Raw genomic sequence first — 13,444 nt, 5'->3', positions numbered from 1 at the left:
CCTCCGGCGGGCGGGGGCGTCAGCGGGTCGGGGTCGATCCCGTCAGCGACGTGGTGGGCGCCACGCAGTAGGTGCCGCGGCCCCGCCGCTTCGCCTCGTACAGGGCCGTGTCGGCGTCCTGCACCGCGCGCGACAGCTCCTGCCACGACCGCGTCGTGATGCCGATGCTGACGGACGGGACGAGGACGACCTCGCCGACGGCCAGCGGCTGCGTCACGGCCTGCTGCACCCGGACCGCGGTGGCGTCCGCGTCCGTGCACTCGACGAGGAGGACGGCGAACTCGTCGCCGCCGAGGCGCACGACCACGTCGCGGGGTCGCAGCACACGACGCAGCCGGCGGGCCACCTCGACGAGGACGGCGTCGCCCACGGTGTGGCCGTGCGTGTCGTTCACCTGCTTGAAGTGGTCGACGTCGAGCAGCAGGACGGCCACTGCGTCTCCCGTGGCCAGGTGCGTCGCCCAGGCACGCTCGAACGCCCGGCGGTTGCCGATGCCCGTGAGGGCGTCGACCTGAGCGCGGCGCTCCGCGTCGGAGGCGACGTCGTGGAGCCGGTGGACCCGCGCCCGGTTCGCCCGGGCGCCGAGCGCGAGGCTGACGGCCGCGACGCACAGCACGGCGGGCAGGAGGACGGCGAGGGACTGCACCAGACGACGCTGCCGGTCCACGGCCCGGGCGACGTCGTCCTGGGCGGCCACGATCGCGGCCTGCACGAGGTCCTCGACGGCATCCAGTGCCGGTCCGGCCACGCGGTCGCCCACCGCGCCGTCGACGGGGGCGTCGAGGGTCCGGCGCGCCTCGTCGACGTAGCGGTCGTTGAGGACGAGCAGGTACGACAGCATCGCCCCGTCGCCGCGGTCGGCGTCCGTGCTCAGCCGGGCCGCGCTCGCGGCCACGTCGGCGACAGCGGCGTCGAGGCGGAGCCGCGCAGCCGGGGAGGGTGCTCGCCGGTAGCCGGCCTCGGCGAAGGCCTGCGCGGCGACAGCGTCCTGCAGATGCTGGTACGCCGCGACCCGCGTCGTCGTCTCCGCCACGCCCGCGGTCGTCACCCACAGCGCCTGGACCGCCCACGCCGCGAAGACGCCGAGGACGACGACGACGAGCGCCGTCGACGCGGTCACCGCGTCGACCCGGCGTCCAGCGCCCGTCACCGCGGCCATGGAGTGGGGATCGGCCGGCGGGCGGACTCGCTGACCGGTCGTCACCCGGACGGCCCACGCAGCGTCTCAGGAGACGGCGGACCGCGCCGATCACGCACCGCGTGAGGACTGCTGCCCAGACGCACGCCGGCGCTCGGCGCCCCCCCACGCAGCGCCGGTCGCGAGGCGCCGTGCGGTCGGTGGTCGTGGGAGCCGTCGTGGCGGCCTCGTTGCTGGCCGGCGCGTGCGGCGGCGTCGGGCCGGACGCGGCGGACGCCGGCCCGGTCGTGCTCACCCTGTGGACGCACGACGGCACGGACGCGGAGACGCAGGCGCTCGACACGCTCGTCGAGGAGTGGAACACGACGTCGACCACGTCGACCGTCGAGGTCGTCGACGTGCCGGAGGGCGACTACGGCCACGTCGTCCAGACCGCGATCATCGCCGGCACCCTGCCCGACCTCGTCGAGGTCGACGGCCCGCTCGTCGCCTCGTACGTCTACCAGGACGCCCTCGCCCCTCTCGACGGCCTCGTCGACGACGAGGCCGTGGCGGGCCTGCTGCCGTCGCTGCGCGCCCAGGGGACGGTCGACGACTCGCTGTACGCCGTCGGGATGTTCGAGTCGGGCCTCGGCATCTGGGCATCGCGGTCCCGGCTGGAGGAGGCGGGCGTCCGGGTGCCCACGGGCCGGGCCGATGCGTGGGACGCGGATGAGACGACGGCGGCGTTGCGGGCCCTCGCCACAGGCGACGACGACGGCCTCGTGCTCGACGTGAAGCGCGCCTACGGCGTCGGTGAGTGGTTGACGTACGGCTTCGCCCCGCTCCTGTGGTCCGCCGGGGCGGATCTCGTCGACCGCGAGACGGGCACCGCCCACGACGTCCTCGACTCGCCCGTGGCGGTTGCGGCCATGCGGACGCTCGGCGACTGGTCCGACTTCGTCGACCCCGACCCCGCCGACACGGCCTTCGTCGACGGCGACGTCGCGCTGTCATGGGTCGGGCACTGGGAGTACGGCCGCTACCGCCAGGCGCTCGGCGACGACCTCGTCCTCCTGCCGCTCCCGGACCTGGGCCGCGGCTCGCACAGCTCGCACGGCTCGTGGGCCTGGGGCGTGAGCAGCGCGAGCCCCCACCAGCAGGAGGCCGCTCGCTTCCTCGGCCACCTCCTGAGCGACGCCTCGGTGACGGCGATGAGCGAGGCGAACGGCGCCGTGCCGGGCACGTGGTCCGCCCTCGCCGCCGACCCGCGCTTCGCCGCCGGCGGACCGCTCGCCCTGTACGCGGAACACCTCTCGCACGCGTGCGGTCCGGACCAGCAGCCCGGTTGCCTCGTGGCGACCCGGCCGTCGACGCCCGGCTACCCCGCGACGACGTACGCCTTCGCGGCTGCCGTCGACGCCGTCCTGTCCGGCAGCGACCCCGCGACGGCGCTCGACGAGGCCGCCCGGGCGATCGACGCCGACGTCGCCCGCAACGCGGGCTACGTCCGCGAGGCGGCGCCGTAGCCCGGTCCGCTCTCGTGCACCCAGAGCGCGATCTCCACGCGGTTGCGGGCGGGCAGCTTCTGCAGGAGCGACTGCAGGTGGAACTTGACGGTGCCGAGGCTCAGGTGGAGCTCGGCCGCGATCTCCTGGTTCGTGAGTCCGCGCGCGACGACGGCGGCGACGTCCTTCTCCCGCGGGGTCAGCGGCACCAGCGGCGGCCTCGCCGCAGGCGCCCCGGGTGCCGTGGCGACGAGACGCGGCAGCAGCCGCGCCGTCACACGGGGCGCGACGAGCGCGTCCCCGCTCGCGGCGGCCCGCACCGCCTCGTGGAGCAGGTCGGGACCGGCGTCCTTCAGGAGGAAGCCGCGCGCGCCCGCACGCAGCGCCGCGAGCACGGTGTCGTCGCTGTCGAACGTCGTGATGACGACGACGGCGATCGGGTCCGTCACACCCGGACCGGCCAGACGACGGGTCGCCTCGACCCCGTCGATGCCCGGCATCCGGATGTCGAGGAGGCAGACGTCCGGGCGCAGCTCGCGCGCGAGCCGGACCGCCTCGAGGCCGTCGGCGGCCTCGCCGACGATCGTGACGCCGCGTCGTCCGTCGAGGATCGTGACGAGGCCCGCCCGGACGATGTCCTGGTCGTCGGCGACGAGGACCCGCAGCCCGGCCGCCTCCTGCTCGGGGCTCACCTGGACCGCCGGGGCAGCCGCGCCTCGACCCGCCAGCCTGCGGCCCCGCCGGTCTCCCCGACGGGACCCGCGGCGAGGCTGCCGCCGAGGAGCCGCACCCGCTCCGCCATGCCGACCAGACCGTGCCCGGGCGGGTGCGCGAGCAGACGGGCGGGGTCGCCGTCGTCGGTGACCGTCACGACGAGCTCGTCGCGGCCCGCGTCGACGGTCACACGGACCCCCGTGGCGTGCCGCGCGTGCCGGCGCGTGTTCGTCAGCGCCTCCTGCACGACCCTGTAGGCCGCCCAGCGCTGCGCCTCGCCGAACCCGTCGAGGTCGCCCTCGACGTCGACCACGACGGGCACGCCCGAGGTCGCGGTGGGGACGGCGAGCGCGCGGATGGCCGCGGCGTCCACCGCCCGCGCGAGGGTGGGACCGTCGACCGTGCGCAGCGTCGCCACGAGGTCCCGCATGTCGGTGAGGCACCGTGCCGCCTCGCGCTCGACGAGCCGGAGACCGGTGGCGAGGCGCCGTCGCGCGTCCGCGTCGTCGTCCTCCAGGAGCACGAGGCCCGCCTGCGCCTGCACGGCGATCGCGGTGACGGCGTGGGCGACGCTGTCGTGGAGCTCCCTGGCGAGCAGCTCCCGCTCCTGCAGCCGCGCGGCGTCCATCGCCTGCTCGCGCACCGTCGCGCGGTAGCGGACGGTCGCACCGAGCAGGGCCGACCCGACGAGCACCGCGACGCCCGCGACGGCCTCGTCGGGAGAGGCCGCCGACGCCCATACGCCCGCGACGGCGAGCAGGACCAGGCCGGCAGCGCCCGTGACGGCGTCGCGGCGCGTCCCCCACCTGCCCCACGCGACGACGAGCACGAGCACGGCGACGGCGCTGAGGAAGGTACGCGGCAGCCCGGTGAATCCCACGGAGACCGCGTCGACGCCGGCGACCACGACGGCCGCGGCGAGCAGCACCCCGCCGGGCCGACGGCGTCGGAGCAGGACGCCGGCAGCCATCACGACCCCGACGGCGGCGGCGAGGAGAGCGGCCGGGGGCGTCGCCTGCCGCACGACGTCGACCACGGTGGCGACCCCGACCGCCGTGACGAGGGCGGCGTCGCCGACACGGGGCCGCGACAGCCACTCGGGGGTCCCCTGCCACAGCACGTCAGGAGGCTACGGCTGCCCGCTCCCCCGCGGACCGTCCTTCCGGCCAGGTCGCGCCCGGCCGGAGGACCGGGAGGACTCCGGCCGTGAGGCCGGTCCGGCCGGGCGGGCGCGGCGCCACGCTGGCACCCGTCCAGCCCACCACGAAGGAGGCCCCGTGTCCGCCACCACTCCCGACCTCGCCGCCGCACCCGGTCGCGGCACCGCTCCCCACCCGCACCCGGGCCTCGTCCTCAGCGCGCTGTGGACGACGACGATGCTCGTCTTCGCCTACGTCGACATCTTCGGGTTCTTCCGCGCCGACGTGCTGTCGGCCGCCCTCGACGGCGAGGTGGCCGGCGTCGGGTTCACCGTCGACCAGCGGTTCCTGCTCCTCACCCTCGCGTACGTCGCCGTGCCGTCCCTCATGGTCGTGCTGTCGCTCGTGCTGCCCCAACGGGTCGTGCGACCTCTCACCGTCGTCGTCGCGAGCCTGTACGCGGTGTCGATCGCGGTCTCGTGCATCGGCGAGACGTGGGCGTACTACGTCGTCGGCAGCGCCATGGAGGTCGTCCTGCTCGGGGCTGCGGTCGTCGTCGCGGTCCGCTGGCGGCGGGTGTGAGGCATGCTGCGGCCGTGACGCGCCTCGTCCTCGACGACCGCTTCGACGCCCCGGCGCTCGACCTCGACCGGTGGGTGCCCCACTACCTGCCGCAGTGGTCGACACCGGAGCTGACCGCGGCCCGCTACGACCTCGGGCCCGACGGTCTGCGCCTGCGCGTCGACGCCGACCAGCGCGCGTGGCACCCCGACGAGCCGGGCGTGCGGGTGTCGAGCCTGCAGACCGCGACGTTCTCCGGTCCCGCCGGCTCCGAGCGCGGCAGCCACCGGCACCGGCCCGGCCTGCGGGTGGTGACGCCGGAGCCGACCCGGCTGCTGTGCACGCCGACCGGCGGGCGTGCGGAGGCGACGCTGCGGATGCGGCCGGACCCCACGGCGATGCTCGCGTTCTGGCTCGCCGGCACCGAGGTCGACGACCCGACCGACGCCGGAGTCCTCTGCGCGGTCGAGCTGTTCGGTCACGCGATCCGGCCCGGGGAGAGCGACGTCAACGTCGGTGTGGAGGCGCACCACGACCCCCGGCTGCAGGACGACATGGCGACCCTCACCCTGCCGCTCGATGCGACGCAGTGGCACACGTACGGCGTCGAGTGGTCGGCGCGTGCGCCGGGGATCCGGTTCACGGTCGACGACCGGGTCGTCCGGGTCGTCGACCAGCAGGTCGCCTACCCGCTGCTGCTGTTCGTCGACCTCTTCGACCTCACCGACGGCGGGCCGCTCGACCCGTCGCTCTACCCGAAGACCGGCGACGTCCGTCGCGTCCGGGTGTGGTCGGAGCGCTGATCAGATCTGCTCGACGCGATCGGCCTGCGGACCCCTGTCGCTCTGCCGGACCGAGAAGCGGACGCGGTCCCCCTCCTCCAGCGGCTCCCCGCCCGTCACCACGGAGACGTGGACGAACAGGTCGGCATTGCCGGAGTCGGGCGTGATGAAGCCGAAACCGCGCTCGGCGTCGAAGCGCGCGACCGTCCCCCTCACCCCCGCGCGACGGCGGGTCCCCCGCCGCTCGGCGGGGCTGACGGGCCGCCGTGGTCCCGGCGCGGCCGCGCTGGGCGCGGACGGCCCGCCCGCCCACGACCCGGACGTCGCGCGCCTGCGGCCCCCGGTCACCGCCGACGACGTCGTACGTGACGCGGTCCCCCTCCTCGAGCACGGTCGCCCCACCGGACAGCGACCGCACGTGGACGAAGACGTCCTCCGCGCCGTCGTCCGGGGTGAGGAACCCGAAGCCCCGCTCCTCGTCGAACCACGACACGGTGCCGTCGGCGCCGTCGGGCGCGGGAGGGCTGCCGGTGCCTGCACCGGGGGCGAGCGGCAGCAGGTGCTCCGCCTGCGGCCCCTTCTCACCCTCACCGACGAGGAACGCGACCCGCTGCCCGTCGGACAGGACGCCGCCGCCGACGACGGCCGAGCTGTGGACGAAGACCTCCGCGCCCCCACCGTCGGGCGCGACGAAGCCGTACCCCTTGGCCGGCTCGTACCAGGACACGGTCCCGAGCACTCCGAGCACCGCACCCGGCGCCGAGTCCGCGGTGACGCGCACCCGCACCGCCTGCGGGCCGCGTGCGTTGTGGCCGAGCTCGAACTCGACCGCCTGGCCCTCCCGTAGCACGCGCGGACCGTCGCCGGCGACGATGTCGGTGGCGTGGACGAACAGGTCCTCGCTGCCGTCGTCGGGGCCGACGAAGCCGAAGCCCCGTTCGGTGTCGAACCATCGGACTGTTCCCTCGGGCACGTGCGGCTCCACATCGTCGGTGCGGTACGGGACCTCCAGTGTCGCGGACGCGGACAGGCACCCGTGTGCCTCACCGTCCGACGTGACCGACCCGCCACTCGTCGGCGATCCCGGCGTGGACGTGCTCGTCGGTGCACGTCGTGGTGACCGGAGAGCGAGGACAGGACCGCACGCACCGCCTCGCTCGTGCGCAGGCGACCGTCGGACGTCCTCGACCGGAGGTCGCCGTCCGGTCGAGGAACGCGAGACGGCTGCCGCGACGCCTGGGCGTCAGCGACGGCCGGAGCCGACCCGCTCCCAGCCGGGGCGCTGGGTGCGGGAGCCCATGCGGTCGTCGCGGCTGCGGTAGACCACATAGGGGCGCCACAGGTAGCCGACCGGCGCGCTGAAGACGTGGACCAGCCGGGTGAACGGCCACAGCGCGAACAGCAGGAACGCCGTGAGCGCGTGCAGCTGGAACCCGATCGGCGCACCGGCGATGAGGTCGGGCTGCAGGTCGCCGCCGAAGATTCCGCGGAACCACACCGACACGGTCTCCCGGTAGTCGTAGTGGTCGAAGATGTTGGCGACGACGGTGTTGCCGAGTCCGAGCACCATGACGAGGCCGAGCGCCAGCCACATCACCTTGTCCATCACCGTCGTGGCCGCGAAGACCGGGCCGGTCGTGCGGCGGCGGTAGATGAGGATCGCGGCCCCGACCACCGAGCAGACCCCCGCGACCGTGCCGATGCTCACCGCCATGAAGTGGTAGATCGGCTCGGAGACGCCCACGGCCTCCGTCCACGACTTGGGGATGCCGAGCCCGAGGACGTGACCGAGGAAGACCGCGAGGATGCCGAAGTGGAACAGCGGGCTGCCGATGCGCAGCAGCCGGCTCTCGTACATCTGCGAGGACCGGGTGGTCCAGCCGAACTTGTCGTAGCGGTAGCGCCAGACGTGCCCGAGCACGAACACCGCGAGGCAGAGGTACGGCACGACGACCCACAGCAGGATGTCGAGGGCTCCGGCGTCGCTCATCGGCGTGCTCCCATGTAGTCCGGTGGTGCGAACGGTTCGAGTCCGACCTCCTCCTCGGGCGGCCCCTCGGCGGCGAGACGGCGCACCGCCTCGCGCTCGTCGCCGCGCAGCGGGGGCAGCGTGCCGGTGACGGCGGCGAGCGCGCCGGCCCACGGCGAGGCGGCGTCGGCCAGGGACAGCCGCATGAGCTCCAGTCCCGCGCGGTGGTCCAGCAGCAGCCGGCGCCCGACGTCGAGGTCGGCGGTGGCGGCGAACTCCAGCACGACGCACAGGTGGTCGGGCAGCTCGTCGGGGTGCATGACGAGCCCGGCCGCCTTGTACGCGTGCGTGAACGCGAGCAGCGCGACGCCGCGTTTCCGCGTGTCGCCGTAGGCGTAGTACGTGAGGTACGGGCAGCAGCGCCGCCGCAGGTCGAACGTGCCGACGTACTCCGCGCCCAGCGCCGTGGGCTCGGACCCGGCAAGGTGCTCCAGCAGCGAGCCGAGCTGCGTGCGCGCCGGCTGGGGCAGCTGGTCGACGGCGTCGCGCAGCAGCGGCAGCTGGGCGAGCAGCTGCTCGTCGGGGTAGCCGAGCAGCCGCGAGGCGACCTGGTACACCAGCGCGGTCCGTCGGTCGGCCGCGCTCACGAGCCCGGCCCCCGCCGTGCCGGGTCCTCGCGCTCCTCCTTGGGGAACAGCCCCTGCGGCGTGCCCTTGCCGTCCCAGTTGAGGAGGTTGACCCGGCGGGACTTGTCGGCGGGGTCGGTGGCGAAGTCCGTGCGCTGCCGCACCGCGAGGGCGTAGAGGTTCTCCTCCGCGATGCGGGCCTGCGCACCGGAGCCCTCGCCGAACGGCCCGTGCCCACCCATGCCCGGGCCGCCCTCGTAGTCGAGGCTGCACTCCGTCGCGAGCTCCTCGAGCCCGTGGGCCTGCTCGGCGTGCGACGGCGGGATCACGTAGCGCTCGTCGTACTTGGCCAGCGCGAGGAGGCGGAACATGTCGTACATCTCCTCCTCGGTCATGCCGACCGAGGCGGGGATCGACGCGTCCGGGTCGCGGCCGAGGTTGATGTCGCGCATGTACGACCGCATCGCCGCGAGACGCTGCAGCACCGCGGTGACCGGTGCGGTGTCGCCCGCGGTGAACAGCTCGGCGAGGTACTCCACCGGGATGCGGAGGGTGTCGATGGCGGCGAACAGGTTCCGGGGGTCCTCGGCGTCGACGCCCGTGCTCGAGACGGCGTCGACGACCGGCGACAGCGGCGGGATGTACCAGACCATCGGCATGGTCCGGTACTCCGGGTGCAGGGGCAGAGCGACCCGGAATCGGTTGATGAGGGCGTGGATCGGTGAGCGCTGCGCGGCCTCCACCCAGTCCCGCGGGATCCCCGCGCGCTCGGCCTCGCGGACCACCTCGGGGTCGTTCGGGTCGAGGAACACCTGCCGCTGCGCCTCGAGCAGGTCGTGCTCGTCCTCCACCGACGCCGCGTCGAGCACGCGGTCGGCGTCGTACAGCACGAGCCCGATGTAGCGCAGCCGGCCCACGCACGTCTCCGAGCACACGGTCGGCAGCCCCACCTCGATCCGGGGGAAGCAGAACGTGCACTTCTCGGCCTTGCCGGTGCGGTGGTTGAAGTAGATCTTCTTGTACGGGCAGCCGGTCACGCACTTGCGCCAGCCCTTGCAGCCGTCCTGGTCGACGAGCACGATCCCGTCCTCCGCGCGCTTGTACACCGCACCGGAGGGGCACGAGGCGGCACACGACGGGTTGAGGCAGTGCTCGCAGATGCGCGGCAGGTAGAACATGAAGGTGCTCTCGAAGGACAGCAGCACGTCCTTCTCCAGCTTGGCGAGGATCGGGTCGTCGGCCACGAGCCTCGGACCGCCGCCGAGGTCGTCGTCCCAGTTCGCCGACCACGAGATCCGCATGTCCTTGCCGCTGATGAGCGACTTCGGCCGCGCGACGGGCGTGTCCTGCTGCGCGGGCGCGCTGGTCAGCGTCTCGTAGTCGTAGGTCCACGGCTCGTAGTACTGCTGGAGCGACGGCATCTTCGGGCTGGAGAAGATCGTCAGGAGGTTCTTGAGCCGGTTGCCCGCGCGCAGCCGCAGCCGCCCGCGACGGGTGCGCACCCACCCGCCCTGCCACTTCTCCTGGTCCTGGTAGGTACGCGGGTAGCCCTGTCCGGGCCGGGTCTCGACGTTGTTGAACCACACGTACTCCACGCCCGTGCGGTTGGTCCACGCCTGCTTGCACGTCACCGAGCAGGTGTGGCAGCCGATGCACTTGTCGAGGTTCATCACCATCGACATCTGGGCCATGACGCGCATCAGTACTGCACCTCCTGCGAACGGCGACGGATGACGGTCACCTCGTCGCGCTGGTTGCCGGTCGGCCCCAGGTAGTTGAACGCGTACGACAGCTGCGCGTACCCGCCGATGAGGTGGCTGGGCTTCACCAGCAGCCGTGTCAGCGAGTTGTGGATGCCGCCCCGTCGGCCCGACGTCTCCGCCTTCGGGACGTCGATGAGGCGGTCCTGCGCGTGGTGCATGTACACCGTCCCCTCCGGCATGCGGTGGGAGACGACGGCGCGGGCCACGACCACGCCGTTGCGGTTGACCGCCTCGATCCAGTCGTTGTCCTCGACGCCGATCTTCGCGGCGTCCTCCACGCTCAGCCAGATCGTCGGCCCACCGCGGGACAGGCTCAGCATGAGGAGGTTGTCCTGGTACTCGGAGTGGATCGACCACTTGTTGTGCGGCGTGAGGTACCGCACGGTGATGCCGAGCTCGCCCTGGTCTCCGACCTCGGGCTCACCGAACAGGCCGTGCATGGACAGCGGCGGCCGGAACACCGGCAGGTTCTCCCCCAGCTCGGTCAGCCAGTCGTGCTCGACGAAGAAGTGCTGCCGCCCCGTGAGGGTGTGCCACGGCTTGAGGCGCTCGACGTTGACGGTGAACGGTGAGTACCGCCGTCCGCCGTGCTCGGTGCCCGACCACTCCGGTGAGGTGATGACAGTGACGGGCGCCGCCTGGGTGTCGGCGAACGTCACGTGCTTGCCCTCGTGCTCGGCGGCGAGGTCCGCGAGGCGCGTCCCGGTACGGGCCTCCAGTGTGTGGAAGCCCTGGACCGCGAGGCGCCCGTTGGTGGTGCCGGACAGGGCGAGGATCGCCTCGCAGACGTGCTTGTCGCGGGCCAGCGACGGCCGCCCGTCGGCCGCGCCGCCGCGCACGGTCCCGTTCTGCCGGGCGAGTCGGGCCACCTCCTCGCGCACGTCGTACGTGATGCCCTTCGTCGTCGTGCCGAGGGTGTCGAGCAGCGGCCCGAGGGCTGCCATCTTGTCGGCGACCGCGGCGTAGTCGCGCTCGACGGTGACGAGCCTCGGCATCGTGCGACCCGGCTCCGGCTCGCAGTCGCCGGCCTTCCAGTCGCGCACGACGCCGTGCGGGTTCGCGAGCTCGTCGGGGGTGTCGTGGGTGAGCGGCACGGCGACGACGTCGCGCCGGGTGCCGAGGTGCTCGGCGGCGAGCCGGCTGAACGCCGTCGCGATCGTGGCGAACGCGTCGAAGTCCGTCCGGGTCTGCCACGGCGGCGGGATGGCCGGGGTGAAGGAGTTGACGAAGGGGTGCATGTCCGTCGTGTTGAGGTCGTGCTTCTCGTACCACGTGGCCGCGGGCAGGACGACGTCGGAGAACACCGTCGTGCTCGTCATGCGGAAGTCGAGGCTCAGCAGCAGGTCGAGCTTTCCGGTCGGTGCCTCGTCACGCCACACCACCTCCGACGGCCGCAGGTGCTCCGGTGTCTCGGTCGCCCGCAGCGCGGAGTCGGTGCCGAGCAGGTGGTGGAGGAAGTACTCGTTGCCCTTGCTCGAGGAGCCGAGCAGGTTCGCCCGCCACACCGTGAGCACGCGCGGGAAGTTCTCCGGCGCGTCCGGGTCGTCCGCGGCGAAGCGCAGCCGCCCGGCCCTCAGCTCGCGCGGCACGTACTCCCCGACCGGCAGGCCGGCGGCGTCGGCGTCGTCGGCGATGCGCAGCGGGTTGCGGTCGAACGTCGGGTACGACGGCATCCAGCCCATGCGCGCCGACTGCGCCACGACGTCGGCCGTGCTGCGCCCGGCGAAGCGGCCACCCCGCGGTGCCGGCGGCGAGCGTGGCGGCGGAGAACTGGTCGTAGCGGAACTGGTCGGTGTTGAGGTACCAGTACGCGGTCTGGATCATGGTGCGCGGGGGACGCGACCAGTCGAGCGCGTTCGCGATGTGCTGGTGCCCGGTGACCGGGCGCACCTTCTCCTGCCCGACGTAGTGCGCCCAGCCGCCGCCGTTGACCCCCTGGCAGCCGGTGAGCACCAGCAGCGTGAGGAACGACCGGTAGATCGTGTCGGAGTGGAACCAGTGGTTCGTGCCGGCCCCCATGAGGATCATGGACCGGCCACGGGAGTCCTCGGCGTTCCGCGCGAGCTCCCGCCCGATGCGGGCCGCCTGTGCGGCCGGCACCCCGGTGATCGTCTCCTGCCACGCGGGCGTGCACGGTGACGAGGCGTCGTCGTAGCCGCTCGGCCACTGCCCCGGCAGGCCGTCGCGGCCGACGCCGTACTGGGCGAGGAGCAGGTCGAGCACCGTCGTGACGAGGTGCCCGCCGACGCGGCGCACGGGCACCCCGCGCCGGACGACGCCCGCGGCGCCGTCGGGGGCGTCGAAGCGGGGCAGGTCGACGGGCGCGGTCTCCGCCGAGCCCACGCCGACGCCGTCACCGCCGCCCGCGCTCAGCATCGGCTCGATGCCGTCGAGATCGAGGTTCCACCGGCCCGCTCCCGCCTCGCCGTAGCGGAACCCGAGCGAGCCGTTCGGCACCACCGGCTCGCCGGCGGCGTCGAGCAGCACGGTCTTGAAGTGCGCGCCCTCGTCGTCGTCGCCGAGGTCGGCGGCGGTGAGGAACTTGCCCGGCACGTACGCGCCGTCCCGCTCGTCGAGGCGGACGAGGAACGGCAGGTCGGTGTACGTCCTCACGTAGTCGGTGAAGTACGGCACCTGCCGGTCGACGAAGAACTCCTTGAGCACGACGTGGCCCATCGCCATCGCGAGCGCGCCGTCGGTGCCGGGGTGGGGCGCGAGCCACTCGTCGGCGAACTTCGTGTTGTCGGCGAAGTCGGGCGACACGACGACGACCTTCTGCCCGCGGTAGCGCGCCTCGGCCATCCAGTGCGCGTCCGGGGTGCGGGTGACCGGCACGTTGGAGCCCCACATCACGAGGTAGCCGGCGTCCCACCAGTCACCCGACTCCGGCACGTCGGTCTGGTCGCCGAAGACCTGCGGCGAGGCGACGGGCAGGTCGGCGTACCAGTCGTAGAACGACAGCATCGACGCGCCGATGAGGGAGTGGAACCGCGCGCCGGCCGCGTGGGAGACCATCGACATCGCGGGGATGGGCGAGAACCCGGCGACACGGTCGGGGCCGTGCTCCTCGACCGTGTGGACGTACGCCGCGGCCACCATCTCCACGGCCTCGTCCCAGCTCGCACGCACGAGCCCGCCCTTGCCGCGGGCGGCCTTGTACCGCCGCGCCCGCTCGGGGTCGCCCACGACGTCGGCCCAGGCGAGGACCGGGTCGCCGAGGCGGGCGCGCGCCTCGCGGAACATGTCGAGGAGCACCCCGCGCACG

The 13,444-nt window shown here is 73.6% G+C and carries 10 protein-coding genes and 2 pseudogenes; 3 read left to right on the top strand and 9 right to left on the bottom strand.

The window, feature by feature from the left end:
- Window positions 1–19: 19 nt before the first annotated feature.
- Window positions 20–1,150 (bottom strand): diguanylate cyclase domain-containing protein, encoded by a 1,131-nt coding sequence (locus tag WAB14_RS11510; protein WP_340269919.1) that lies wholly within the window; start codon window positions 1,148–1,150, stop codon window positions 20–22.
- A 194-nt stretch (window positions 1,151–1,344) separates the two neighbouring features.
- Between WAB14_RS11510 and WAB14_RS11505 the strand changes: the two genes are divergently transcribed.
- Window positions 1,345–2,646, top strand: coding sequence for an ABC transporter substrate-binding protein (locus tag WAB14_RS11505; RefSeq protein ID WP_340269917.1), 1,302 nt, complete (start codon window positions 1,345–1,347; stop codon window positions 2,644–2,646).
- Here WAB14_RS11505 and WAB14_RS11500 read toward each other — a convergent pair.
- Both WAB14_RS11500 and WAB14_RS11495 read right to left on the bottom strand, forming a co-directional pair.
- Complete coding sequence (locus WAB14_RS11500) at window positions 2,622–3,317, bottom strand: response regulator (protein WP_340269915.1); 696 nt, start codon at window positions 3,315–3,317, stop codon at window positions 2,622–2,624. The genes WAB14_RS11505 and WAB14_RS11500 overlap by 25 nt on opposite strands.
- Window positions 3,314–4,459, bottom strand: coding sequence for a sensor histidine kinase (locus WAB14_RS11495; protein ID WP_340269913.1), 1,146 nt, complete (start codon window positions 4,457–4,459; stop codon window positions 3,314–3,316). The genes WAB14_RS11500 and WAB14_RS11495 overlap by 4 nt, the downstream gene beginning before the upstream one ends.
- A 157-nt stretch (window positions 4,460–4,616) precedes the next feature.
- On the opposite strand from WAB14_RS11495, the gene WAB14_RS11490 reads away from it, so the two are divergent.
- Both WAB14_RS11490 and WAB14_RS11485 read left to right on the top strand, forming a co-directional pair.
- Window positions 4,617–5,060, top strand: coding sequence for a DUF6326 family protein (locus tag WAB14_RS11490; protein ID WP_340269911.1), 444 nt, complete (start codon window positions 4,617–4,619; stop codon window positions 5,058–5,060).
- Between the two features lie 14 nt (window positions 5,061–5,074).
- Window positions 5,075–5,842 carry a glycoside hydrolase family 16 protein gene (locus WAB14_RS11485; protein ID WP_340269909.1) on the top strand — a complete coding sequence of 256 codons (768 nt, stop codon included), beginning with the start codon at window positions 5,075–5,077 and terminating at the stop codon, window positions 5,840–5,842.
- Here WAB14_RS11485 and WAB14_RS11480 read toward each other — a convergent pair whose 3' ends face one another.
- The 6 genes and pseudogenes from WAB14_RS11480 to WAB14_RS11455 form a co-directional block, all read right to left on the bottom strand.
- On the bottom strand, window positions 5,843–6,037 hold the full coding sequence (locus WAB14_RS11480) for a cold-shock protein (protein WP_340269908.1): 195 nt from the start codon (window positions 6,035–6,037) through the stop codon (window positions 5,843–5,845).
- 157 nt (window positions 6,038–6,194) lie between these two features.
- A pseudogene (locus WAB14_RS11475) lies at window positions 6,195–6,794 on the bottom strand (cold shock domain-containing protein); the annotation flags it as partial.
- Window positions 6,795–7,064: 270 nt separating this feature from the next.
- On the bottom strand, window positions 7,065–7,811 hold the full coding sequence (gene narI, locus WAB14_RS11470) for a respiratory nitrate reductase subunit gamma (protein WP_340269906.1): 747 nt from the start codon (window positions 7,809–7,811) through the stop codon (window positions 7,065–7,067).
- On the bottom strand, window positions 7,808–8,437 hold the full coding sequence (gene narJ / locus WAB14_RS11465) for a nitrate reductase molybdenum cofactor assembly chaperone (protein ID WP_340269905.1): 630 nt from the start codon (window positions 8,435–8,437) through the stop codon (window positions 7,808–7,810). The genes narI and narJ overlap by 4 nt, the downstream gene beginning before the upstream one ends.
- Window positions 8,434–10,116 carry a nitrate reductase subunit beta gene (narH, locus tag WAB14_RS11460; protein WP_340269903.1) on the bottom strand — a complete coding sequence of 561 codons (1,683 nt, stop codon included), beginning with the start codon at window positions 10,114–10,116 and terminating at the stop codon, window positions 8,434–8,436. The genes narJ and narH overlap by 4 nt, the downstream gene beginning before the upstream one ends.
- Window positions 10,116–13,422, bottom strand: a pseudogene (locus WAB14_RS11455) (nitrate reductase subunit alpha). Before WAB14_RS11455 ends, narH begins: the two are co-directional and overlap by 1 nt.
- Between the last annotated feature and the right edge of the window lie 22 nt (window positions 13,423–13,444).

The sequence above is a fragment of the Aquipuribacter nitratireducens genome (assembly GCF_037860835.1).
GTDB lineage: Bacteria > Actinomycetota > Actinomycetes > Actinomycetales > JBBAYJ01 > Aquipuribacter > Aquipuribacter nitratireducens.
Note: the sequence above shows the minus strand (reverse complement) of the source record. Positions and strands in the feature narration are given on the sequence as shown.

Coding starts and splice junctions, on each gene's coding strand:
- narI (WP_340269906.1), bottom strand. CDS start 7,811: ATGAGCGACGCCGGAGCCCTCGACATCCTGCTGTGGGTCGTCGTGCCG.
- narH (WP_340269903.1), bottom strand. CDS start 10,116: ATGCGCGTCATGGCCCAGATGTCGATGGTGATGAACCTCGACAAGTGC.